Consider the following 24,740-nt stretch of genomic DNA (forward strand, 5'->3'; position numbering starts at 1 on the left):
CCCGTATCGCCGAAACCGTGTGGATCACCCGCCGATGGCGTCCGTCAGAGGCGGGTGATGCGTACGGCGTCGGCGATGACGTAGCCGGTGCCGGCGGTCCACCGGCTCACCCCGACCACCTGCCGGGTGCCGGCCGCCAGGGAGTAGGTGCCCAGCGTCCGCCACTGGCCGCCGCCGGAGCGCTGGTCGACGGTGACCGTGACGTTCCCGGTGCTGGTGGCCACCAGGTGCGGGGTGGCGCTGTTGTAGCCGGGATCGGCCGGGTACCAGACCTCGACCCGGTAGCTGCCGGTGGCCGGGATCGTCGCGCTGAACCAGGCCACGTCGCTCACCGACTGCGGGTTGGCGAACCGGTAGTTGCTGCCGTACCGGGTGCTCAGGAAGGTCGAGGTGCCCCAGTTGGCGCTGGCGGTGAAGCCGCCCGTGGTGGTGTTGTCCACGATCACGCTGAACGCGCCGGAGCCGTCGCCAGGCACGGTCCGGGCCGCGCTCGGCGCGCTCTCGTGGTGCAGCCGGTGCAGCGCGGTGACCAGGTACCGGTAGGTGCTGCCGGCCGCCGCCGTCGTGTCGAGGTAGGTGCCGGTGGCACCGGAGGCGCGGACGGTCGCGATCAGATGCCGGCTGTCGGCCAGCGCGCAGGCGTCGACCGGGCCGTCGCCGGGGAGGCGGTACACCGCGTACCCGGTGGTGGTGCCGGTGGTCGGACGCTGCCAGGTCAGGGTGACCCCACCGCTCCCCCGCGTCGCGGAGCTCAGGGTCGGCGCGCCGGGCGCGGCCCCACCCCGGGCCAGCGGTACGGGCAGCAGCGCCGGCCGGCTGTAGTGGTCGGCGACCACCCGGGCCATCGCGCCGATCCGGTTGGCGCGGACGTCCTTGGCGCTGAAGTGGATGTCCCCGACCACCTGCGGGTAGCTACGGTTCAGGGTGAAGTGGCTGGTCAGTTCGCCGGCGTTCTGCCAGGCCGGGTCCTGGCCGGACGCGCCGGACCGGTAGGTGGCCTGCCCGACGACGAGTTGCACGTTGGTCCCGGTGGTCACCCCGGACCACCAGCGGACGAGTTCGGCGTAGTCGGCGGCGGGGTGCCCGATGTGCCAGTAGATCTGCGGGGCGATGTAGTCGACCCAGTTCTGCTTGACCCACCGGCGGGTGTCGGCGTAGATCGAGTCGTACGACTGGAGTCCGCTGGTGCGGGAGCCGAGTGGGTCGGTGCTGGCGTTGCGCCAGATGCCGAACGGGCTGATCCCGAAGCTGACCCAGGACTTCGCCGCGTGGATCTTCTGGCCCATCTCCTGGACCAGCAGGTTGACGTTGTTGCGCCGCCAGTCGTTGATGTTGCTGAACCCGGCGCCGTACTGGGCGAAGGTGTCCTGGTCGGGGAAGCTCACCCCGCTGACCGGGTACGGGTAGAAGTAGTCGTCCCAGTGCACGCCGTCGATGTCGTAGCGGCTGACCGCGTCCATCATGGCGTCCTGCACGAAGGCCCGTACCGCCGGGATGCCCGGATTGTAGTAGAGCTGACCGCCGTAGGTCTCCACCCAGCTCGGGTTGCGCCGGGCCGGGTGGGTGCTCACCAGCCGGCTGAGGTCGGCGTGGTTGGCGACCCGGTACGGGTTGAACCAGGCGTGGAACTCGAGGTTGCGGGCGTGCGCCTCGGCGACCATGAACCCGAGCGGGTCGTAGCCCGGGTTCTGGCCCTGGGTGCCGGTGAGCCAGTGCGACCACGGCTCGTACGTCGAGGGCCAGAAGGCGTCGGCGGTGGGCCGGATCTGCACGATCACCGCGTTCATCCGGTTGGTGACCGCCAGGTCGAGCCAGGACCGGTACTCGGCCTGCTGCTGGGCGACGGTGAGCCCGGTGCGGCTGGGCCAGTCCACGTTGGCGACGCTGGCGACCCACATGCCGCGGAACTGCCGCTTCGGGGTGGCCGGGTCGACCGGGCAGGCCGCCTGCACGGCCACCGGGACGGTGGTGGGCGGCGCGGACGTCGGCTGGGGTGCCTGCGCGAGCAGACCCGCGCCGACGAGCAGCGCTGTCACCAGCGCGGTACGGACGAGGGTCGGAACACGCAGAGCCATCATGACGGAGATCTTCATCTATGCGCCGCGAACGCGCAAGTATCCTTCACCGTCGATTAATAGCGGACAGTCGAAGCGTGGCTCAGCAGGTCAGACCAGGCCCGCCTCGCGGAGCAGCTTCCACAAGCCCGCGCCGTCCGGGGCGCTGAGCCACTTCTGCCCCACCGGCCCGGACGACGACTCCTGCCCGGCCAGCGGCGCGGGGAGGCTACCGGCGAGCACCGACTGGGCCGGCGAGAGCCGGCGGATCGCCACGCCGGCCACGTTGGCGGGGTGTCCGGCGGCGAACTCCCGGTAGATCTCCGGGTCGTGCTGGCCGTCGTCGCCGACCAGCAGCCACTGCACGTCGGGGAACTCGCTCGCCAGTCGGGCCAGGGTGGCCCGCTTGTGTTCCATGCCGCTGCGGAACCACCGGTCGTGGGTGGGACCCCAGTCGGTGAGCAGCAGCGGCCCGGCCGGGTAGAGGTGCCGGGACAGGAACCGGGTCAGCGTCGGCGCGACGTTCCACGCGCCGGTGGAGAGGTAGAAGACCGGCGCGCCGGGGTGCGCGGTCACCAGACGTTCGTAGAGCACCGCCATGCCGGGCACCGCGGCACGGGCGTGCTCGTCGAGGACGAAGGTGTTCCACGCGGCGAGCAGCGGCCGGGGCAGCGCGGTGACCATCACCGTGTCGTCGATGTCGGAGAGGATGCCGAACCGGACCTGCGGATCGAGGATGCGCACCGGCGCCTCCACCGGCTCGGCGTCGGCCATACTCAGCCGCACCGATCCCCACCCAGGGGGCAGGTCGGCCTTGATGACCGTGTTGACGAACCCGCTGCGGTCGGCGGTCGTCTCGTGCCGGACGCCACCGGCCTCGATGGTGACGGTCACCTTCTTCGCGGGCAGGGTGGCGAAGCTGCGCCAGCCGCGCACCTTCTCCAGCCGGCCCTTCTTGCGGTTGTCCGCCCGGCCGAGCAGCACCCGGCACATCACCCGCACCCAACCCGGGGCGCCGTACCCGGTGTACGCGATGATGTTGGTCTGCCACCCGGTGCGGCGCAGCCGGCGTTCCACCAACCGGTGCACGGCGTCTTCGATCCGGGCGGCGCGGTGCAGGGCGGGTACGGCGAGCTGGCCGGCGGGAGGCGTGGACACGCTGACACCCTGCCACACCCGCCGGCAACCGGCCACGCGAGCGATCAACCACGGGACCACCTGCGCCGATCCGCCTCCGAGGGCACGGTACCCGTGAAACACTCCGGTCGCAGGGCGGCGACGGGGGCGTTCGGCGGTGGCGATGGGCGTACGAGGACGGGTGGCGGCGCTGGACCGGCCGGCGCTGGTCGCCCTCCTGCTCGGCGCCGCCGGGGTGGTCTACCGGCTGGTGCTGACCCTGCACACGGTTCCCGGCGGCAACAGCGACGAGGCGACGTTCGGCCTGGTCGCGCTGCACGTCGCGCAGGGCCGCTCGCACCCGGTCTTCCTCTACGGGCAGCGGTACATGGGGGTGTTGGAGTCGTACCTGGCCGCGCCCCTGGTCGCGGTGGCCGGGCCGTCCTGGGTGGTGCTGCGGCTGCCGCTGCTGGCGCTCTTCGCCCTGTTCGTCTGGCTGATGTACCGGTTGACCCGCCGGGTCTTCTCCCCCTGGTTCGCGGTGCTGGTGGTCGGCCTGCTGGCCCTGGGCACGGAACGGGTGGTCCGGGACCAGTTGACCGCGGTGGGCGGGCGGCCCGAGGTGAAGGTGGCGGTGGCGGCGATGCTGCTCGTCGTGGTCGGGCTCGCCGAGCGTACGGTCCGGCACCGCTGGCTGGCCGTGGGCCTGTTCGGGCTGCTGGCCGGCATGGCCACCTGGTCGGACTGGCTGATCGTGCCGTACCTGGCGGTGGCCGGTCTGGCCCTGGGGTACGCGCTGCGCCGGGAGCTGCTCGGCTGGCCGGCGCTGCTGCTGCCGGCCGGGTTCGCCGTCGGGGTGTTCCCGATGCTCTGGGACAACCTCACCGCCCCGCCCGGACAGGACTCGCTGTCGGTGTTCCGGCAGGTCGACGCCACCGGCGGTCCCCCGGGCCCGCTGGCCGGTCGGCTCGTCAGCGGGTTCACCGAGGGGGTGCCGCTGGCCAGCGGTCTCTGCCCGCCCGGGGGCTGCGCCCGCTGGCAGGAGTGGTTCGGCCTGCTCTACCCGCTGCTGCTCGGGCTCGCCGCCGGGCTCGCGCTGGCCGCGCTGCGCCGCCGGGCCACCCACCCGGTCCGGCCGGTGGTGCGGCTCGCCCTGGTCGCCGGGGCGGCGTTGACCCTGGTCGGGTACGTCCGCAGCCCGCTCGCCGCGTCCGATCCGCTGTCCAGCGCCCGCTACCTGTCGGTGCTCCAGCTCTCGCTGCCGGCGGTGCTCTGGCCGCTGTGGGTGGCGGCGGTCGCCTGCTGGCGGGGCACGGCCGGAGTGACCGGACGGCTCGCCGGGGCCGCCGCCACCGCCGGGCTGGCCGCGCTGACCGCCACCGCGTTCGTGGCCACCGGCCTCTTCGCCACCGACACCGCCGACATCCGCGCCGAGGAACGCCAGGCCCGCCGGGTCGCTGAGGTGCTGCGCAGCGCCGGCCCCCGCCACGTGTACGGCGACTACTGGACCTGCCACCGGCTGACCTTCACCACCGCCGAGGAGGTGCTCTGCGGGGTGCTCGACGACCAGCTGAACCCGGGGCAGAACCGCTATCCGGCGTACTGGCGGGCGGTGGCCCGCGCCGAGCGGCCCGGGTACGTGCTGCGGGTCGGCTCGGCGGCCGAGCGGCGGCTGACCGAGCTGCTGGCCGGGGGCGACATCCCGGCCACGGTCACCGAGATCGGCGACTACCGGCTGTACCACCCGGCCACCCCCGTACGCCCCTGGCGGTGACCGGCCGGGTCACCGCTGTCCGTCCCCGTTGGTGAGCGGCCGGGTCACCGCGCCGGCGGTGGGCGCCCGGGTAGGCTCGCCCGGCCAGCGTCCGACCGGCCCGTGAGGGGTGCCCCCGATGCTCATCCTGCTGCCGCCCTCGGAGCGCAAGGCCGACGTCCGCGCCGGGCGGCGACTCGACCTGACCCGGCTCAGCCTGCCCGAGCTGAACCCGGCCCGGGAGGAGCTGCTGGACGCGCTGGTCGCCCTCGCCACCGCCCCGGACGCGAGCGCAGCCCCGGCGGTGCTGCCCGAGCCGGCCCGCAACGCGCGGCTGCGGCAGGCGGCCACCACTGCCGCGGCGGCCGTCTACACCGGGGTGCTCTACGAGGCGCTGGACCTGGCCACGCTCCCCGCCCCGGCACTGCGGGCGGCCCGCCGGCAGGTGCTGGTCAGCTCCGGGCTCTGGGGCGCGGTACGCCTCACCGACCGGATCCCGCCGTACCGCTGCCCGATCGGGCTGACCCTGCCCGGCCCGGGGGCGCTGACCGCGTACTGGAAGCGGGTGCTGGCACCGGCGATGGAGTCGGCGGCCGGCGACGGCCCGGTGCTCGACCTGCGCTCCGCCGCCTACGCCGCGGCCTGGACGCCCCGGGGCGAGCTGGCCGGGCGGACGGTGACCGTGCGGGTGCTGCACGAGCGGGAGGTCGACGGGGTGGTGACCCGCTCGGTGGTCAGCCACTTCAACAAGGCGACCAAGGGCCGGCTGGTCCGTGACCTGCTCACCGCCGGAGCCCGCCCGCGTGGCGTGGACGAGCTGGTCACGGCCCTGCGGGACCTGAAGTACACGGTGCTGGAGGAGCCGGTCACGCCCGGCCGGCCCCGGCGCGTCGACGTGGTGGTCAGCCAACTCTGACCGCCGGTCTGCCGCAGCGCGAGGCCGGCTCTGACCGCCCGGCCCGCGCCACGGCAACGCAATTTTTGCTCAAGGCTTGCGCCGATCGGTACCGCACGGGCCGTCCGACCGCCACGGTAAGGGGTAATCCGACGAGTGGAGGAGCGGTCCCGATGGAAACCACCCTGCTCGACCGGCCCCGGCCCACGGCGTCCCCGACGCCGCTGGACTGGCCGACCATGGCCGACGCCTTCGAGGTCGCCTGCCTGCTGCGCTGCATGTCCCTGCCGACTGGCCCCCGGGGCCGGCACCCGGGCGAGCCGTACCGGAGCACCGTCGAGTTCAACCGCGAGGACGCCGCGCTGCGGATGCGGCAGTTGCTCGGCCGGCTCGGCGTCCCGGTCGAGCACGAGATCACCGTGGGTGGGCTGCGCCGCCGCTACGAGCTACACCAGCTCCGGGTGCCCGCGCCGGCCCGCGCGACGTACGTGGCCCTGCTGGACTCCGCCTGGCGGCAGGGCCGTCGGGAGCTGCTCGGCGTCCAGGTGCCCGGCGCGTCCACGTCCCGCCGGGTGTGGCGGTCGCGGCTGGCCGCCGCCGCCTGGCGGTCCGCGCTGCTGGCCGGTGGTCGGCACGTCCGCCGGCACATCCTCGGGGTCCGCCTCACCGACCGGGAGCTGGCCGCTGTCCTGGTCCGGGGTGCCGCCCTGCTGGAGGTCCCCGCCACGCTCCGCCCGGGCGCCGGGTGTTTCGTGGTGAGCGTCGCCGACGGCCCGGACCGCAACCGGATCCTGGAGAGCGCCAGCCTGCACCCCGCCCCGATGCCGACCGCGGAAGCTTCCTGACCGCCCCACGGCCGCGTCCCGGCGGCCCCGCGACCACCTCCTGACCGGCCCGCCGGCCGTCCCGGCCGGGCGCGGCGACCGGCCGGTAGCCCCGCCGTGCGCGGCGGCGGGTTGCCAACCGGGGGTGTCCCGGCGCAGAGTGCAGCGGTGAACGGCGTGCGCTCCACCTCCGGCCGGCGGCGGGCCGCCTGCCTCGTGCTGCTGGCGCTGCTGGCCGGAACGGCGCTGCCGGCGGTGGTCGGCTGCCGCGACGAACCGGTCGATCCGGTCCGCATCCGGATCGCCACGGGCAGCCCCACCGCCGTCTACCACGCCTTCGGCGAGTCGCTGGCGACCATCCTCAACCGGGAACTGCCCGGCGTCCAGGCCAGCGTGGTGGTGACCGCCGCGTCGGAGGAGAACATCCGGCTGGTCGCGGCGGGTTCGGCGGAACTCGGCTTCACCCAGGCCGACGTCCTCTCCCGTACCCCGGGCGCGCATCCCGGGTTGGTGGCGGTGGCCCGGGTCTACGACGACCTGCTGCACCTGGTCACCACCGCCGAATCGCCGGTGCGGACGGTGGCGGACCTGCGCGGCCGGCGGGTGTCGGTGGGGGCGCCGGGCTCGGGCACCGGGATCACCGCCAGCCGGCTGCTCGACGTGGCGGGACTGGACGGCAGCATGGTGCGGCGGGAACGGCTCGGGCTGGACGACTCGGTGGCCGCGCTGCGGGACGGACGGGTGGACGCGTTCTTCTTCTCCGGGGGCCTGCCGGTACGGGCGATCGAGCAGCTCGCCAGCACCACCGGTATCCGGCTGGTCGACCTGGGCGAGTGGACCGAGCCGCTGCGCCGCAGCCACCGGGAGGTGTACGCCTCCCGGGACATCCCCAGTTCGGCCTACGGTGCGGAGTCGGTGACCACGGTGGCGAATCCGAACTACCTGGTGGTGCGGGCGAACGTGCCGGAGTCGCTGGTGCGGGAGGTGACCCGGCTGCTGATGGAGCGTCGGGAGGAGCTGGCCACCGCGCATCCGGCCGCCGGCCGGATGAGTGCCCGTTCGGCCATCGCCACCGCCCCGTTGCCCCTGCACCCGGGCGCGGCGGCCTGGTACCGGGCGAGCAAACCCTGACGGGTCAAGCCTGCCGGGCTGACCGGTCCGGACCGGTCAGCCCGGCTCCGGGGCCGGGTCCGGATGGTCGGCCCGGGGGAACCACAGCTCGGCGAGCAGGCCACGGGGCTCCCCCCGGCGCATGCTGAGCCGGCCGCCGGAGGCGTCCACCAGCACGGCCACGATGGTCAACCCGAGCCCGGCCCCCTCGACGTTCTGTGCGTCCGGGGCTCGCCAGAACCGTTCGGTCGCCTGTTCGAGTTGACTGTCGGTCATTCCCGGGCCGGTGTCGCCGACCACCAGGGTCACCCCGTCCTCGGCCGGGGTGACGGTCACCGTCACCACGCCGCCGGGACCGCTGAACTTCACCGCGTTGTCGATCAGGGCGTCCAGGGCCTGGTCGATGGCGGTGGACACGGTGCGGGCGTACTGTGGGCCACCCGCCGCGCTCAGCCGCAGCGTGACCTCCCGGCGGCGGGCCAGCGGCTCCCACGCGGTCACCCGGGAGGCGGCCACCACCACCGCGTCCACGGTGACCAGGCGGTTCTCCTCGCGTTCGGCCCGGGCCAGGGTGAGCAGCGCGTCGAGCACCTGCGCCAGCCGGTCGGTCTCCTCCAGGGCCAACCGGTGCTCGGCCCGCCCGTCCGCGTCGGTCAGGCTCGGCCCCAGCTCCTCCACCCGTAGCCGCAGCGCGGTGAGCGGGTTGCGGAGCTGGTGACTGGCGTGCGCGACGAAGGCCCGTTGCCGGTCCATCACGTCGGAGACCACGTCGGCCATGTGGTTGAAGCCGGCGGCGAGTCGACGCAGCTCCGGCGGGCCGAGCCGGTGCTGCACCCGGGCGGTCCGGTCCCCGGCGGCGATCTCGTGGGTGACCGCGTCCAGCTCGGTGACCGGGCGCAGCACCCAGCCGGCCAGCCCGAACGCGGTCAGCACGCAGGCCAGCACGGCGAGCAGTCCGATCACCGCGAGGATCAGCCACCAGGCGGTGATGGTGTGCCGTACCGCGTCGATCGGGCTGGTGGTGACCACCGCGCCCAGCACCTCGCCGCCGTCGTTGATCGGCACCGCCACCACGATCGGCCCCTTCACCCAGGGCCGCACCGCCTCGGCACCGGTGAACTGCTGCCCGGCGAGCGCGATCCGCAGGGCCAGCTCGGTGGCCGGTGACGACCGGTAGCCATCGGAGACCGCGACGGTCCGCAGTTCCCGGTCGACCACGGCCGCGCCGATGTCGTACAGGCCCTCGTAGCTGCCGAGTTCCACGTCGAGCTGGCCGGTGCCGCCGCCACGCAGGGCCGGCCCGGCGAGCGAGGCGAACCGGGTGGCGTCGGCGAGCCGGTCGGCGCGGACCCGGTCGGTCTCCCGGTTGGCCAGGGTCACCGCGAGCGGGGTCTCCAGCGCCAGCAGCACCAGCGCCATCAGCAGCAGGTAGCTGATGACCAGCCGACGACGCACCGGGGCCTCACTCGCCGCGGAGCCGGTAACCGACCCCGCGGACGGTCTCCACCAGCCGGGAGTCGCCCAGCTTGCTCCGCAACGACCCGACGTGCACCTCGACGGTGTGCCGGTCGGCCCAGGTGGTGCCCCAGACGTCGAGCAGGATCCGTTCGCGGGGCACCACCGTGCCGGGCTGCCGGGCCAGGGAGACGAGGATGTCGAACTCCTTGCGGGTAAGCGCGACCGGCCGGTCGTCCACGGTGACGGTACGCGCGGCCACGTCGATCCGGAGCCCGCCGGCGGTGATCCGGTCCGGCTCGGGGGCAGCGCGGGCCGCCCGGCGCAGCACCGCCTCGATGCGCGCCTGCAACTCCACCATGGAGAACGGCTTGACCACGTAGTCGTCCGCGCCGAGCCGGAGCCCGAGCACCCGGTCCCGCTCCTCGCCCCGAGCGGTAACCGCGATGATGCCGATCTGCGCGCTGCGCCGCCGCAGTTCCCGGCAGAGTTCGGTGCCGTCCCCGTCCGGCAGGGTCAGGTCGAGCAGGACCAGGTCGCACGGGGCAGCGGCCAGCGCCGCCGCCACCGTCGCCGCGTGCTCGACCCGGTAACCCCGTCGGGTCAACGCCGACGACAGCGCCGCCGCCACCCGGCAGTCGTCCTCCACCAGCAGGACCCGCACCCGCACCCCCTCCAGTTGAGCCCCCGGTCAGCGAATGGTGCCAGACGGTCCGGCCTCGCGACACCCCCGGTCAGCCGCGCCCAAGCTTCGACACCGCCGTCCGGCGGGTGACCGTCCGGGGCGGGCGGGACGGCCGGATATGCTTCCCGCTGCCGTGTTGCTCCCCGTCCGGCGGGCCGGGACCGCGGTGACCGAGCACGCGCGACGGCGCCGGGCGGGTGCGGCCCGCCGGTCGCCGGCCGTGCGCCCACACCGGCGCGAACGCGCCCTGCGAACACTGTGAGTGGAGCCCATGAGCCAAGGAACCGACCAGGTCTTCGTGCACCCGACGGCCGACGTCGAGGAGGGCGCGCGGATCGGCGACGGCACCAAGGTCTGGCACCTGGCACACGTCCGGTCCACCGCGCAGATCGGCGGCGGTTGCGTGATCGGCCGCAACGTCTACGTCGACAGCAACGTGGTGATCGGGGACCTCTGCAAGGTCCAGAACAACGTCTCGGTGTACCAGGGCGTCACCCTGGAGGACGAGGTCTTCGTCGGCCCGTGCGCCGTCTTCACCAACGACTTCCGACCCCGGGCGCAGAACCCGGACTGGCAGATCACCCCGACCCTGGTACGCCGGGGCGCGTCCATCGGCGCGAACGCCACCCTGGTCTGCGGGATCGAGGTCGGCTCGTACGCGATGATCGCCGCCGGTTCGGTGGTGACCCGGGACGTCGCCCCCTACCAGTTGGTGGCCGGCAACCCGGCCCGGCCGAAGGGCTGGGTCAACGAGAAGGGCGAGGTGGTCTCCCGCGACCCGGAGAACCCGCCCGCGCGCGGCTGAGTCCGTCCCGGCTCCTGGCTCCGGCACGCCGACGGCGGCCGGTCGGTGGGGAATCCCCTCCGGCCGGCCGGCCGCCGTCCGTCCGTCAGGCCCCGGTCTCCTCGAAGCCGGAAAGCGAGGTGGTGACGGTGATCTCCGGGTGCCGACGAGCGAGCTGCCAGCCGACCGTGAGGCCGTTGGTGCCGGCCACCACCACCCGGCGGGTCCGCGCCAGGTCCAGCTTCGGGAGCACGTGCTGCCGGACGATGCGCCACATCACCCGGGGCCGGACCAGCCGGTAGCCCTTCTCGAACCCCTTCTGGTGGATCAGCCCGGCCAGTTTCCCGTGCGCCCGCTGCGCGGTGAGCACACCCAGCTCCGGCCAGATCGCCTCCTGCCGCCGGGTCCGCTCCCGCACCGTGGCGAGCAGCTTCCCCGGGGCCCGGTAGACCAGCGTCTGCTCGGCCCGGAGCACCGGCCGCCGGGACTCCGCCACGTCGATCGGGTGGATGCGCAGCCGGGGATCGCGGGCCGCCTCCCGCCAGAGGTTGGCGTCGTGGGTGATCACGTCCACCCCGTAGCCCGCCGCCGCGGCCCGCAGCGCGAGGTCCCGGGCCGGGAAGAACCGGGGCGCGTTGATCGCCACGAGGACCACCCGTTCGCCCCGGTCGGGCAGCTTGGCGGAGGTACCCGGACGCGCCGTTCCGGCGGCCGGCTCCGACCCGTCGTCGGGGACCGCCGCCGGCTCGGCGGCGGTCTCGCCGAGAAGTCGGGGCAGTACGGTGGCCGCACCGTGCCGCTCGCGCAGACCCGACCGGGCGGTGACCGGGTCCAACGCGACCAGTCGGGTGGTGAGGCGGCGGCGGCCCGCCAGCAGTTCCCGGGCGTCGGTGCCCTGCTCGACCAGGGCGCCCGGCGTCCCGGCCAGCCGGTCTGCCGCCTCGGCGCTGGCCGGGTGCTCGGCGACCAGGACCGGCGTGCCGGTGGCCGCCGCGGTGACCAGCAACTCGCCGTGCCCCTCGCCCTGATTGGCGTGGACGAGCAGGTCGTAGTCGGCGAGCACGGTGGCGAGGTCGGGGGCCGGCGAGGTGGCCCGGAAGGTCACCCGGTCGCGGAGCTTCAACACGCCGATCCGGTCGCGTTGCCGGACCGAGGTGGCCGTCGCGTCCAGCAGGGTCAGGGTGGCCGTCGGGTCCTGAGCCGCCAGTTCCGCGAACGACTCCAGCACCACGGACTGGCCACGCACCTCCCACAGCGGGCCGACGTGCACCCAGCGGCGTAGTTCGGTCGGGGGCGTCGACCGGGTCGGTAGGGCGTCCACGTCGACCAGGGTCGGCACCACCCGGACCTTCGCCAGGTGCTCCGGGAAGTGCCCGGCGAGCGCGTCGGCCAGGTACTGGCTGACGCAGAGCACCTCGTCGGCCCTGGTCAGCACCTGCTCGTACTGGTCTCGGACGGCTGGCTGGGCCAGCGCGTGCGCGAGCAACGGCGAGTGTTCGACCACGACCAGGCGGGCGTCCGGGCGGGCCAGGGCGGTCGCCACCGTACCGCCGAGGACGCCGCCGAAGGCGTACACCACCGGGGCCTCGATCCGGCCGCCCGGCAGGGCGGCCCGCGCCGCCGCCAGGTGCCCGGCGGCGCGCACCGGGTACTCCCGGGCCGCGACGAGCATCGGCACCGCGACCCGGGTCACCTCGGCCTCCGGTTCGTCGGTGACGGTGACCGGGTCGACCCGCCGGGCGAGTCGGTCCAGCGTCACCGTGACCAGCGGGGTGGCCGAGCTGCGCGGCGCCCGCCACTCGTCGGTGTGCAGCACCGACACCCGCCCGTACCGCTGGCCGAGGGCGATCGCCGACTCGCGGACGGCCGCCCCGGCGAGCGGGTCGCCGGGGGCCGGGTAGAAGGCGGTGACCACCGCGACGTCGGCGGGGGCTGGCCGCCGGTCCGGGTCGGGCGCGGGGGCGAACCGGACCGGCAGGTCCGGTCGGCGTCGCTGGGCGAACCAGGCCGCCGGCACCGCCTCCGGGTCACCGGCGACGACCAGTCCAGCCCCGTCCAGTGGCCCCCCGGCGGATTGCAGCAGCTTGCGGGCTGCCTGCACCGCCTGCCGGGGGTCGGCGGCGACCCGGTGGACGGTCACCCCGTCGGGGAGGTCCACCGACCGCCACTCGGGCACACCGGCGAGCACCGCCACCACCGGGTGGCCGGCGGCCACCAGCCGGGCGAGCTGCCCGGCGGTGGCGGCCACCCGCGACCGACCGAGCGCGAGGTAGAGCACCGTACGGTCCGTCGTGGTCACCGCGATCCCTCCGCGAGCCGGCGCAGCCGCGCCTCCCATGGGCTGAGTGTGGCGTCCCGGGTGTACGTCTGCGCGTGGCGCAGGGCCGCCTCGAAGGTCCCCCGGTCGAGGTCCCGGGCCGCCTTGGCCGCCTCGACGAACGAGTGCGCCACCGAGTCGGCGTCCAGCCGTGACCCGGCGAACCAGAGCGGGTAGCCGTCCAGCACCTCGGCGGCGGCGATCTCCGGTTCGTGGACGGAGACCACCGGCTTGCCCGAGGCCATGTACTCGAAGACCTTGCCCGAGGTGACGTACTTCGCCCCGGGGACGCAGAAGACCAGTGCGTCCGTCTGGGCGTACACGGCAGCGGCCTCGGCCTTGGCGAACGCGCCCCGGTAGCGGACGCCGGCCTCGCGCTCCTCCTCGATACGCCCCAACAGCGGTGGGACGCTGGCCGGGAAGAAGCCGAGATGGCCGTGGATGTTCAGTTCGGCGCCGGCGAGCAGCGGGTGCTGCCGGGCCCGCCGCCAGCCGTCGAAGAGGACGTCGAGCGGGAGGTACGAGGTGACCGTGCCCAGGTACGCGAAGCGCAGCGGGCGGTCGGGGTCGGCGACGGCGTACTCGGGAGTGCCGAGCAGTTCCGGCTCCCAGCCGTTCGGCACCACCTGCATCCGGTCGGCGGCGTACGGGTAGCGCTCGGCGTGCCAGCGGCGCATCCCGTCGTTGACGAAGACGATCTCCGCCGCGTCCCGCAGGACCTTCGCCTCCCACTTCATGGCCCGCCCGCCCTCGGGGACGGAGAGTTCCTCGGTGAACTGGTTGATCGTCCAGGCGTCCCGGTAGTCGACCACGTACGGCACCCGGAAGAGCCGGCCCAGGGTGCGGGCCGCCGCGAACGACACGAACGGGTTGCCGGTCGCCAGGACCAGGTCGATCCGGCGCTCGCGGTGCAGCCGCAGCGCGGTGCGGAACACGCCCGGCATCCAGCCCAGGTAGGGCTCCGGGAAGATCCGGTTCCGGACCGCCATGTGCACCTTGTCGGCGACGATCGGGAAGTTCGCCCGGAACGCGCCGAACTTGCTCAGGTCGGTCTCCCAGTGGCGCATGTCCATCGGCGGACGCTCGATGCGCACCCGGGGGTCCACGGTGGCTTCGAGCGTCTCGTCGACCGCGCCGCGGAGGTAGTGGGTGAAGAACTCGCGCGGCGCGGCCAGCGCCGTGACGTCCCAGCCGGCGGCGGCCAGGTGGTTCGCCGTGGCCCGGGCCCGGAAGACCCCGCTGGCCCGGCTGGGTGGGAAGTAGAAGGACAGGTAGAGGATCCGGGGGCGCGATCCCTCCGCGCCGGTTGCCGCGTCGATGGCGCTGCCACTCCTTGTCAGGTCCGCCCTGCCGGGGCCGACCTGCGCCGGCCGGTCCCCGACGGAAGGATCTCGGTCATCTCAGGGGGTCCGGTGCGGGGGGCGGTGGCAGGCACCGCCCCCGGGAGGTTCTCAGCCGCCGATGACGACGCGACGGACGCCAGGCCAACGGGCGGCGTCGGTCACCCGTCGGCCGTCCACCAGCACTCGCACGTCGGGCAGGTCGGTGCCGGCCAGGGTGCGGTACTCGGCGTGGTCGGCCTGCACGACGGCGGCGGTGACCCGCTCACCGGAGTACGGGGGCAGCCCGTGCGCGGTCAGCTCCTCGGCGGTGTACATCGGGTCCGAGACGTATGGCTTGGCGCCCCGGGCCCGCAGCGCCTCGACGGTCGGGAAGACCCCGGAGAAGGCGGTCTCCTTGACCCCGCCCCGGTACGCCGCCCCGAGCACCAGCACCTCCGCGCCGGTGAGGTCGCCGTACGCGGCGGCGAGCAGGTCGACCGCGTAGTCCGGCATGGCCGCGTTCGCCTCGCGGGCGGAGCGGACCACGGTGGCGGCCGGGTCGTTCCACAGGTACATCCGGGGGTAGATCGGGATGCAGTGCCCGCCGACCGCGATGCCCGGCGAGTGGATGTGGCTGTACGGCTGGGTGTTGCACGCCTCGATGACCTTCGTGACGTCCACGCCGACGGTGTCGGCGAACCGGGCGAACTGGTTCGCCAGGCCGATGTTGACGTCCCGGTAGGTGGTCTCGGCGAGCTTGGCCAGCTCGGACGCCTCGGCGGAGCCGAGGTCCCACACGCCGTTCGGCTTGCCCAGGTCGGGGCGCTCGTCGAAGTCGAGCACCGCCTCGTAGAAGCGGACGCCGTGCACGGCGGACGCCTCGTCGATGCCACCGACCAGCTTCGGGTAGCGGCGCAGGTCGGCAAAGACCCGGCCGGTGAGCACCCGCTCGGGGCTGAACACGAGGTGGAAGTCCTTGCCGGCGGTGAGCCCGGAGCCCTGCTCGAGCATCGGCGCCCAGCGGTTGCGGGTGGTGCCCACCGGCAGCGTGGTCTCGTAGCTGACCAGCGTGCCCGGCTTCAGCCCGGCCGCGATGGCCCGGGTCGCGTTGTCCATCCAGCCGAAGTCCGGCACGCCCTCGGCGTCCACGAACAGCGGCACGACGACCACAACGGCCTCGCTCTCGGCGACCGCGGCGGCGGTGTCGGTGGTGGCCGAGAGGAGCCCGGCGGAAACCACCTCCTTGAGCTTGACGTCCAGGTCGGCTTCCCCGGGGAACGGCACCGCGCCGTCGTTGACCAGGTTGACCACCCGCTCGGAGACGTCGGCACCGACGACCCGGTGGCCCTTCGTCGCGAACTGCACGGCCAGCGGCAGTCCGATCTTTCCGAGGGCTACGACGCAGATGTTCATGTCTACTACTTTCCTCCCAGTGGAAGCCTGCGCCGCAGACGGGCCATCACCCGTCGTGGCGTCACAGGTGCTACGGCGACGATCAGTTGACCCTTGTGGTTGCTGGTGGCGGTGAGGATGTGCAGGCGCGCGCCGCGGCGTACCACGACGCGCTGGGGCACCGCCCGCCGGGGACCGCGCAGGGGGGCCGTCCCCGTGGTACCGAACGCGTCGATCCGCGCCTGGATGAGTCGAAGTTTACCGCCGGGTGCCAGGTCGGTCAGCAGACCCGCCAGCGGGACGCGGGCCCGGATCGTGGTGCCAGTGATGTCCGGGACCAGCTCGGTGGCCTCCGCCGGCACGTCGCCGGCCAGGAGTTTCAACGCGGATGCCAGATGCGGCAGGTCGGGACGGGGACTGCGGGCGGTCACCACGAGCGCGCGGTTGCCCTCGAAGGTGACCGAGACCGTGTCGAGCCGGGCGATCCAGTCCGCGGCGCTGCCGGTGATCTCGAACCAGTCGTCGGCGAGGCCGAGACGGGGGTCGCGGAAGCCCGGGTAGTCGGCGTACCAGCGGTTGTTCTCGACCACCGTCGGCGGGGTGTCCTGGTCGGCGTCCACCCGGATCACGGCAAGCAGGTCGTCCAGTTCGCCGTGCCAGGCGAGGGCGAGCCGGACCCGGGTCTCGATGCCGAGCTGGTCCCGGATCGGGTCGGTGAGGTACCGCTCGGCCAGTCCCCGTACCCCGGCCTGGACGCTGGCCTGGGTCGGCCGATCCAGCGCCAGGAAGTCGTTCTCCAGTAGCCGGGCGACCTCCCAGTCGAAGTGGCGCAGCAGCACCGCGTCCCGCCGGGGACCGGCCTCGATCAGTCCGGCCACGAAATCCATGATCGATTCGGCGCAGTGCAGTCGTTCCAGGTGCCGGCTCTTGTAGGTGATGTTGTGCGCGTTGAACCGGCGCACCGCGAAGTAGTAGTCGTAGTCGGCGAGGACGGAGACCCGCCGCGCCCGGAAGCACGCCTCGATGGTGAACGGTTGGTCGCTGCCGACCGGCATGTCCTCCGGGTAGCGCAGCTTGTGCCGATCGATCAGGTCCCGCCGGAACAGCTTGGTGTTCGACAGCGAGTACGGCAGCGGAGAGGTGAACAGGTCCACCTCGGGCTGCGTCGACTCGTAGATCGCCTGGTGGATGTAGCGGGTGTTCACCCCGACCATCCGGCCCAGCACCACGTCGGAGTCGTACCGGTCGGCGGCGGTGACCAGCCGCTCCAGCGCCTCCGGGCCGAGGTAGTCGTCCGACCCGATGAAGAAGACGTACCGGCCGGTGGCGATCTCCAGCGCCCGGTTGCTCGGCTTCGCCGGGCCGCCGGAGTTCGCCTGGTGGATCACCTTGACCGTGCCCGGATAGGTCCGGGCGAACCGATCCAACTCCCGGCCGCTGCCGTCGGTGGAGCCGTCGTCCACCGCGACGACCTCCAGCCGGTCGAGCCCGATGGTCTGCTCCAACACGGAGGTCAGGCACCGGGTCAGGTAGGGCATGGTGTTGTAGACGGCGGTGATGACGGTGACGTCGGGGACGGTCACGTGCCGGCCCCCACCGCCGGGCGCGCGGCCTCCGAGCCGGCCGGGTCACTCCCGGCGGCCGGACCCGGCGAACCGGACGGTGTCGGTCCCGGCCGGTCGGGCAGCAGGCGCCGGTAGACACCGTCCAGCACCTCGGCCTGCGCCTCCCAGGTCCAACTCTCCAGCAGGCCCGGCCGGTCGTACGCGGCCCGGTAGCGCTCCGGGTCGCCGAGCACCGACCGGACGGCCCGCACGTAGTCGGCCACGTCCTCGGCGCGGAACACCTCACCCTGGCCGGTGGAGCGCACCGTCCCGGCCATCGTCTTCACGTCGCTGACCACCAGCGGCAGCCGCGCATGCGAGTACTCGAAGAACTTGGTGATCAGCGCGATCTCGTGGTTGGGCCAGTGGTGGATCGGGATCACCCCGGCGTCGGCGCCGGAGAGGAAGGGCACCACCTGCCAGTGCGCCACGTACGGCAGCGCGTGCACCCGGTCGGCGACACCGAGCCGCGCCGCACGGGCCAGCACCCCGGTCACGTACGGGCCGGTGGGCTTGTTGACCACCAGCGCGACGTGCACGCCGGGCAACTGCGGCAGCGCGTCGACCATGATGTCCAGGCCGCGTTGCTTCGCCGCCGCCCCGCTGTAGACCAGCAGCGGGGTGTCGGGGCCGACGCCGCAGAGGGCGCGCAGGTCGGGCGCGGGCGCGTCGGGAGTCAGCTCACCGTGGTCGGCTGCCGGCGCGTTGAGCACCACGTCCGGCATGCTGCTCAGCCCGTGCTCACGGCGCAGCAGCTCGGCCAGGCCGTCGGAGACGGTCATCACCGCGTCGGCGTACGGGGCGTACTCCCGCTCGTGGGCCCGGTGGGCGGGCAGCCAGCGGGCGTTGTCCTGCCACGGCTTCAGGCCGGGCAGGAACTCGTGCGCGTCCCAGACGATCTTGATCTCCCGGCCCCGGGCGGCCGCGCGGATCTTGGCACGGGCGGCGACACCGAGCATCCGGAAGTCGTTGGCGTGGATCAGGTCGGGGGCCAACTCGTCGAGCACCGGCCCGTAGGCCAGCTCGTAGTCCCAGAGGCTCGGCTCCAGCCGGCGCCACGCGCCGTCGCCCTTCACCGCCTGCCAGAACTTCGTGTACGCCAGATCCCACGGATTGCGGAACCGACGACGCTGACGGGCCTGGGTGAGCATCCAGTACCGCCCGGACACCCAGGTCCGGGTGAGCTTCGCGGCAGTCTGCTCGGCCCGCAACAGCCGCTTGCGCAGGGCGAGCCGGGCGGTCGCCGGGTCGGCCACGGACAGCTGAGCGGCCCGAACGGCGAGGTCGGCCTGCCAGGCCTTGACGCTCTGCTGCCGGTGCGCGGCGATCCCGCTCGGCGGGTACGCCAACGGCCAACGCAGCCAGGCCCGACGGAACTCGTGGCGGCGGCGGGCCAGCGGGTCGGGCATGGCCAGCAGTCGCACCTCGGCGTCACCGAGGCGCCAGGACTGGGCCACACCCCCCGGGGAACGGCCCAGCAGGACGACCTCCCAGCCGGCGTCCGCAGCCGAGCGCGCGGTCTTCTGCACCCGGGAGTCACCGTTGACACCGTTGTCCACCAACATGACGACGCGTCCGCGGAATCCGGCCGCCGCGGCCGTACCGTCAGTTCCCATTACCGCCCGTCTCCGTCCCGCCTGCGCCACTGTCGAGCGGCGAGTCTACGCCCGGCTGACCGAGGGTCCAGGACACACATTGGGGGACAATGGCGCCGTTTGCGGCGACTGTCCCTCTTGCAGGGTTGTTCATCGCCGCGCGGCAGCTCCGCCACATCCGGACACATCTCCTCGTATAGAACACGGCGATTTTACGGCATACCTGCTGGAACCCGCCCGGCTGGTCCGCTCGGGCAGGACCGACCGAAACGCGACGGTCAGCGGGGGACGTAGTCGCCCTGCGCGGCGGCCTCGGACCCGACCTCGCGGCTGGTCGACGCGCCGGTTGCCCCGGCGGGGCGCGGGCGACCGGGCAGCAGGCGGCTGTAGACCTCGTCCAACACCTCGGCCTGCGCCTCCCAGGTCCACCGCTCCAGCAGGCCGGGCTGGTCGTAGGCGGCCCGGTACCGCTTCGGATCGGCCAGCACCTCCCGCACGGCGCGCACGTAGTCCGCGACGTCCTCGGCCCGGAACACCTCGCCCTGCCCGGTCCGGCGCACCGTCTCCGCCATCGTCTTCACGTCGCTCACCACGATCGGCAGCCGAGCGTGCGAGTACTCGAAGAACTTCGTGATCAGCGCGATCTCGTGGTTGGGCCAGTGGTGGATCGGGATCACCCCGACGTCCGCCGAGGAGAGGAAGGACACCACCTGGTAGAACCGGACATACGGCAGCACGTGGATCCGGTCCGCGACACCGAGTTCCGTAGCCCGCGCCAGCAGCCCCTCGACGTAACCGTCGGTGGACTTCGGCACCACGAAGGCCACGTGGACCCCGTCGAGCTGCGGCAGCGCCTCGACCATCGTGCCGAGCCCCCGCTGCACGGCCGCACCACCGCTGTAGACGAGCAGCGGCGTGTCCGGGCCGATGCCGCACGCCTCGCGGATGTTCGGCTGCTCCGCGTCGATGTCCTCGTCGTCCGGCACCTCGTGGACGTTGGGCGCGTTGAGCACCACGTACGGGCGCTCGCGCAGTCCGTGCTCCTTGATCAGCAGGTCACCGAGGCTCTCGGAGACGGTGATCACCGCATCGGCGTACGGGGCGTACTCCCGCTCGGCAGCGCGGTTGCCAGGCATCCAGCGCAGGGTGTTGTTCCCCGGGTTGACCCCCGGTAGGAACTCGTGCACGTCCCAGACCAGCTGCACGTCCCGCCGGGCGACCCGCCCCCGGACAGCGGCCCGGGCACCGACCCCGATCATCCGGAAGTCGTGGGCATGGATCAGGTCCGGCTTGAGCTTGTCGATGACCGGGCCGAAGGCGATCTCGTAGTCCCAGAGGCGGGGCTCCAACCGACGCCAGGCCCGGTCGCCCATCAGCTTCGTCCAGACCACCGCCTGGAAGCGGTCCCACGGGCCGGTCAGCCGGCGACGGGCCTCCTGCGCCCGGTTGAGCTGGCGATAACGCAGCGAGACCCAGCCGCTGAGCAGCTTCGCGGCCACCTGCTGACCACGGACGACGGCCTTGCGCACCGGCAGCAGGGCCGGTGCCTTGCCGGACCGCTGCGCCAGCACCAGCAGGCCGTGCCGCACCCGCAGGTCCGCCTGCCACGCCTTCACCGACTGACGCCGGTGGGCGGCCACCCCGGTGGGCAGGTAGCCGAGCGGACCCCGCAGCCAACGCCGGCGGAAATCGTGCCGCCGACGGGTCAGCGGGGACGACATCGGAATCAGCCGGACCTCGGCCTGACCCTCGTGCCAGGTGTGCGGCTGACGGTCCGGTGACCGGCCGAGCAGGATGACCTCCCACCCGGCCGCCGCGGCCGAGCGGGCGATCTTCTGCACCCGGGAGTCACCCTTGACCGCGTTGTGGACCAGCATGACCACGCGCCCCCGGGCCTCGCCGGACGCGACGCCGCTCGAAGAGTGCATGACGCTCCTACCTCTTTCCACCGGCCGGAGCGGCCGGGTCGTTGTGGGTCTACCGAATCCGGTACCGGTCAACTGGTCCGCTCGGCCCATGGTTCCAGCTTGCCGGCGGCGGTGACCACCGCAACCGGAGTGCCGCCGGACCAGCCGGCGACCGAGGGGACCAGGACACGATCCCCCGCGTACCGGTCGGCATGCGTCCGGCGCTGCGGGTCGAGATCACGCGTCGTCGGCACCGACCGCTGACGCCGCGTAGTCGAGCCCGAAGGCCACCCGTGGTACGGAAAGGCCACGCGCCTCGTAGTCGGCGATCAGCCCGGCGGCGTACGGCATGGAAGCCGGGTCGACCACCACGATCAGGTCGAAGATGCCGTCGCCGGGCAGGCCGCCGCGGATCACGGAGTGCGACCGTTCACCCCACCCGGCGCGGTACAGCAGCATCACCAACCGCCGGTGCACCCGATCGGCGAAGCGGGCCTCGTAGGTCCCCGAGACCTTCTCGACGCCGGTCCGCAGCGGACCCCGGCCGACCGCCCGGAAGACCTTGCGGGGTGCCCGGTGCAGGAGGAAGCGCTCGATCCGCACCGGCAGTCGGGTGGCCTCCAGCCGGCTCAGTTCGACCACCTTGACGGCCGGGTCGAACTTCATCCGGCGCCAGGACGCACGCTGGTCGACCAGGACCACGGGCCGACCGCCGTCGGCGACGACCTGGGCGGAATCCACCACGGCGGCCTGTGCCCGGTTAGCCCCGAGGGCCAGAAAAAGTACCTGCACGGTCACTCCATCGAGGGGGCGGTCGCGAACGAGGTCGCGGCGGCGGACCCGGCGTCGTCGGTCTCCGGGAACCACGTCCGCGCGTGGGCCTGCCCGACCGCGTCGTACCCGTAGCGGGCCACCAGGACGGAGCGGGCGTGGGCCAGGTCCAGTCCCTGCGGGAACCGGTCGCGCAGCCGCCGGTAGCCGTCGACGATGGTGTCCGGGTCGTCGGTCACGTCGATCAGCCCGCCGACGGCATCCTCGATGCCGGCGAGCGTCTCCTCCGGGCCGCCGCACCGGGTCACCAGGACCGGGACACCCGCCGCGATGGCCTCCACCACCGTCATGCCGAAGGTCTCCAGCCGGCTCGGGTGGATCAGCAGATCGTGCTCGCGCATCAGCTCGAGCGCCTGGTCCGGCAGGACCGAGCCGGCGAAGCTCACCGCGTCCGTCAGGCCCAGCGCAGCGGCCCGCGAGGTGAGCTTCGACCGCAGCCGCCCGTCACCCACGAAGGTCAGGCTGAGCGACGGATCCTCCGCCCGGCACCGCGCGAAGGCCTCCAGCAGCAGGGCCACGCCCTTGCGCTCACTGAGCGAACCGACGTAGAGCCAGCGGCGCAGCGCGGTGACCGGCTGCTCGCGGGGAGCGGTGAACGAGATCGGATTGGGCATGAAGCCGATCTTGTGGGCGTGATGCGGAAACGCCTCGACCAGGACGGACCGCAGCACCTCGCCGACCGCGAAGAACCCGGTCGCCCGGCTGATCACCTCGTCGTACATGGCCCGGGAGTCCGGCTCGGCGAGCACGGTCGGCAGGAAGGTCGCGTGTTCGGTCACGTAGACCCGGGCGTCGGGGCGGGCGTTCTCGAGTGCCGTCCACCCGCCGCGCAGGCCGACGTGGGCATGCACCACCGGGGCGGCGATCGGCTTCCCGCGCAGCACGGTCCGCAACGCCTCGGCGTTCCGCCGGGCGAACTGGGCGAAGGACAAACCGACCCGCATCGGCACGGGCACGTACCACAGTCCGGCTCCGGCGACCGTGCTGGTCTCGGTGACCGCCCGGGTGAGGAGCTTCCGGTGGGCCCGCATGATTGCCTGGTCCTGCGACTCGGGAACCCGTGCGCCCCAGCCGTCGACGTGGTAGACGGTGGCGCGGTCCCAGGCCGACACGGTCGCCTCGACCATCGCCTGGACGAAGGCACCGCCGAACGGCACCTGCCTGGTCGGGTACCAGGGCGTGACGATGGCCACGTCCCGGTCAGCGGGAACACCCACCCGAACTCTCCTTCTCTGGATCGTCAGACCGGCCGGCGGTCACCGTCGTTGGCCCTGCCGGATCAGGGCTGTGCGACCGGCACGACGATGCCGGGGCCAGCGGCCGGATCGGGCTGCCCGGAACCGGTGTCCACGGCCCGGTCGACGTCGTGCGGGGCGGGGGCCGCCGGGGCGTGGGGCAGCAGCCGGGCATACAACTGGTCCAGGGTCGCCGCCTGCGCCTCCCAGCTCCACTGCTCGAGCAGGCCCGGCCGGTCGTACGCGGCACGGTACTTGTCCGGATCGGCCAGCACCAACTTCGCGGCACGGAGGAAGTCGGCCAGGTCCTTCGCCCGGAAGACCTCGCCCTGGCCCGTCGACCGCACCATGTCGGCCATCGTCTTCACGTCGCTGACGATCAGCGGCAACCGGGCATGCGAGTACTCGAAGAACTTGTTGCTCAACGCGATCTCGTGGTTCGGCAGGTGGTGCAGCGGGCTCACCGCCGCGTCGGCGCTGGCCAGCACCCGGGACACCTGCCAGTGCGGCACGTACGGCAGCAGGTGGACCCGGTCGGCCACGCCGAGGGCGACCGCCTGCTCCCGGAGCTTTGCGGCGGCCCGGCTGACGATCCCGCTCGGCGCCACCGAGAGCATCGCCAGGTGCACGTCCGGCAGATGGGTAAGGGCCTCGACGACGAGGTCCACGCCGCGTACCACGGTGATCCCGCCCGAGTAGGCCAGCAGCGGGGTGTCGGGGCCGAGCCCGCACAGCGCCCGCAGATCCCGCACCGGAGTGTCGTCGTCGGCAGCCTCGGCCGTGGAGAGCACGGGGGAGTTCATCACGACGGTGGGCTTCTCGGCCAACCGGTGGTCGGTCCGCAGCAGGTCGGCCAGCGCGTCGGAGACGGTGACCACCGCGTCGGCCTGCCGGATGTACTCGCGCTCGTAGGCGACCTGCGCCTCAAGCCAGCCGGGCGTCCGGGGCAGCAGGCCGGGCACGTACTCGTGGGCGTCGAAGACGAACCGTACGTCGCGGCCCCGGGCCCGCGCCCGGGCGGCTGCCCGCGCGCCGACGCCGACCATCTTGAAGTCGTGCGCGTGGATGATGTCGGGCTTCAGGTTGTCGATGACCTTGCCGAAGGCGAGTTCCCATTCCCACAGCGAGGGGTCCAGCCGGCGCCAGCTACGCGCGCCCATCGTCGCCGTCCAGTACCGGACGGTCATGCGGTTCAGCCACTGATCGGGCTGGACGCGCGCCTCCCGCAGCTTCCGGGTCTGCCCGGCCCGGAAACGCACCCAGCGGCTGGCCAGCGCGAGCCCGGCCCGGGGGACGATCAGTCGCGGGAGGCCCCGACCGCCGGCCTTGCCGCGCTCGGCCCGCTGCTGGGCGATCCGGGCCACGATGTCGGCGCGCCAGGCCTTCATGAGTTGCTGCCGGCGGCCGACGTGCCGGCCGTCGGCGTAGGCGAACGGCCGGCGCAGCGAGCCGCCGCGCCGGAACGCGGGCTCCGCCAGCTGTTTGGCGACCGGGACGAGCCGCACCTCGGCGTCGCCGAGCCGCCACGACTCGACCTCCGAGTCACCCTTCATCCCGATCAGGATGACGTCCCAGCCGGCTTCCGCGGCCGAGCGGGCGGACTTCTGCACCCGGGAGTCACCGTGCACGCCGTTGTCGACCACCATGACGACCCGGCCCCGAGTGGGGCGCGCCGCGACAACGCCATTGAGATCCATAGTTACTGTCTCTACCTCTCCCCGCCGGCACCGGTCTCGCCGAGAACCCCGGCGAGTGTACGGCAACACATCGGCCGAACATGCCGCCCCGTATGTCGGCCGCTTCCGGCCGGCTCGCCGGTCCCGCCTCCCCGGGTCGACCAGGGACGATTCCCCGCAGGCGT

At 73.3% G+C, this 24,740-nt stretch carries 18 protein-coding genes; 5 read left to right on the forward strand and 13 right to left on the reverse strand.

What is annotated here, in order from left to right; translation table 11 throughout:
- Positions 1–44: 44 nt before the first annotated feature.
- Together GA0074692_RS15810 and GA0074692_RS15815 are read right to left on the reverse strand one after the other, a co-directional pair.
- Entirely contained in the window at positions 45–2,078 is a 2,034-nt protein-coding gene (locus GA0074692_RS15810) for a family 10 glycosylhydrolase (RefSeq protein ID WP_245730326.1), read from the reverse strand.
- A gap of 87 nt (positions 2,079–2,165) precedes the next feature.
- Positions 2,166–3,212: an App1 family protein phosphatidate phosphatase gene (locus GA0074692_RS15815; RefSeq protein ID WP_091653545.1), complete on the reverse strand. Its 1,047-nt coding sequence runs from the start codon at positions 3,210–3,212 to the stop codon at positions 2,166–2,168.
- A gap of 142 nt (positions 3,213–3,354) precedes the next feature.
- On the opposite strand from GA0074692_RS15815, the gene GA0074692_RS15820 reads away from it, so the two are divergent.
- The 4 genes from GA0074692_RS15820 to GA0074692_RS15835 all read left to right on the forward strand — a co-directional run bounded on the left by GA0074692_RS15820 (position 3,355) and on the right by GA0074692_RS15835 (position 7,773).
- Positions 3,355–4,944, forward strand: coding sequence for a hypothetical protein (locus GA0074692_RS15820; protein WP_091645364.1), 1,590 nt, complete (start codon positions 3,355–3,357; stop codon positions 4,942–4,944).
- Between the two features lie 118 nt (positions 4,945–5,062).
- Complete coding sequence (yaaA, locus tag GA0074692_RS15825; RefSeq protein ID WP_091645366.1) at positions 5,063–5,839, forward strand: peroxide stress protein YaaA; 777 nt, start codon at positions 5,063–5,065, stop codon at positions 5,837–5,839.
- 152 nt (positions 5,840–5,991) lie between these two features.
- Positions 5,992–6,663, forward strand: coding sequence for a hypothetical protein (locus GA0074692_RS15830; RefSeq protein WP_091645369.1), 672 nt, complete (start codon positions 5,992–5,994; stop codon positions 6,661–6,663).
- A 147-nt stretch (positions 6,664–6,810) separates the two neighbouring features.
- Positions 6,811–7,773, forward strand: coding sequence for a TAXI family TRAP transporter solute-binding subunit (locus GA0074692_RS15835; protein WP_091645372.1), 963 nt, complete (start codon positions 6,811–6,813; stop codon positions 7,771–7,773).
- Between the two features lie 36 nt (positions 7,774–7,809).
- Here the strand turns inward: GA0074692_RS15835 and GA0074692_RS15840 are convergent, their stop codons facing one another.
- Together GA0074692_RS15840 and GA0074692_RS15845 are read right to left on the reverse strand one after the other, a co-directional pair.
- Positions 7,810–9,207 (reverse strand): sensor histidine kinase, encoded by a 1,398-nt coding sequence (locus tag GA0074692_RS15840; RefSeq protein WP_091645374.1) that lies wholly within the window; start codon positions 9,205–9,207, stop codon positions 7,810–7,812.
- Positions 9,208–9,214: 7 nt separating this feature from the next.
- The gene (locus tag GA0074692_RS15845) at positions 9,215–9,871 is read right to left on the reverse strand and encodes a response regulator transcription factor (RefSeq protein WP_091653547.1); all 657 of its coding nucleotides are present in this window, start codon (positions 9,869–9,871) and stop codon (positions 9,215–9,217) included.
- A gap of 292 nt (positions 9,872–10,163) precedes the next feature.
- Between GA0074692_RS15845 and GA0074692_RS15850 the strand changes: the two genes are divergently transcribed.
- A complete protein-coding gene (locus GA0074692_RS15850) occupies positions 10,164–10,697 on the forward strand; it encodes an acyltransferase (RefSeq protein WP_091645376.1) in 534 nt (177 codons plus the stop codon).
- A gap of 85 nt (positions 10,698–10,782) precedes the next feature.
- On the opposite strand, the gene GA0074692_RS15855 is transcribed toward GA0074692_RS15850, so the two are convergent.
- The 9 genes from GA0074692_RS15855 to GA0074692_RS15895 all read right to left on the reverse strand — a co-directional run bounded on the left by GA0074692_RS15855 (position 10,783) and on the right by GA0074692_RS15895 (position 24,576).
- A complete protein-coding gene (locus GA0074692_RS15855) occupies positions 10,783–12,975 on the reverse strand; it encodes a glycosyltransferase (protein ID WP_141725302.1) in 2,193 nt (730 codons plus the stop codon).
- The gene (locus GA0074692_RS15860; RefSeq protein ID WP_342672868.1) at positions 12,972–14,333 is read right to left on the reverse strand and encodes a glycosyltransferase; all 1,362 of its coding nucleotides are present in this window, start codon (positions 14,331–14,333) and stop codon (positions 12,972–12,974) included. The genes GA0074692_RS15855 and GA0074692_RS15860 overlap by 4 nt, the downstream gene beginning before the upstream one ends.
- Positions 14,334–14,444: 111 nt before the next feature.
- Positions 14,445–15,728: a nucleotide sugar dehydrogenase gene (locus GA0074692_RS15865; protein WP_091645383.1), complete on the reverse strand. Its 1,284-nt coding sequence runs from the start codon at positions 15,726–15,728 to the stop codon at positions 14,445–14,447.
- Between the two features lie 5 nt (positions 15,729–15,733).
- Entirely contained in the window at positions 15,734–17,290 is a 1,557-nt protein-coding gene (locus GA0074692_RS15870; RefSeq protein WP_091645386.1) for a glycosyltransferase family 2 protein, read from the reverse strand.
- The gene (locus GA0074692_RS15875) at positions 17,287–18,876 is read right to left on the reverse strand and encodes a glycosyltransferase family 4 protein (protein WP_091653550.1); all 1,590 of its coding nucleotides are present in this window, start codon (positions 18,874–18,876) and stop codon (positions 17,287–17,289) included. Before GA0074692_RS15875 ends, GA0074692_RS15870 begins: the two co-directional genes overlap by 4 nt.
- Positions 18,877–19,184: 308 nt before the next feature.
- Positions 19,185–20,834: a glycosyltransferase gene (locus GA0074692_RS15880; protein WP_425413333.1), complete on the reverse strand. Its 1,650-nt coding sequence runs from the start codon at positions 20,832–20,834 to the stop codon at positions 19,185–19,187.
- Positions 20,835–21,050: 216 nt separating this feature from the next.
- A complete protein-coding gene (locus GA0074692_RS15885; protein ID WP_245730327.1) occupies positions 21,051–21,605 on the reverse strand; it encodes a hypothetical protein in 555 nt (184 codons plus the stop codon).
- Between the two features lie 2 nt (positions 21,606–21,607).
- Positions 21,608–22,861, reverse strand: a complete 1,254-nt coding sequence (locus GA0074692_RS15890) for a glycosyltransferase family 4 protein (RefSeq protein WP_245730328.1) — start codon at positions 22,859–22,861, stop codon at positions 21,608–21,610.
- 62 nt (positions 22,862–22,923) lie between these two features.
- On the reverse strand, positions 22,924–24,576 hold the full coding sequence (locus GA0074692_RS15895; RefSeq protein WP_091645392.1) for a glycosyltransferase family 4 protein: 1,653 nt from the start codon (positions 24,574–24,576) through the stop codon (positions 22,924–22,926).
- Between the last annotated feature and the right edge of the window lie 164 nt (positions 24,577–24,740).

Origin of the sequence: Micromonospora pallida (genome assembly GCF_900090325.1) — a bacterium.
GTDB classification, from domain to species: Bacteria; Actinomycetota; Actinomycetes; order Mycobacteriales; family Micromonosporaceae; genus Micromonospora; species Micromonospora pallida.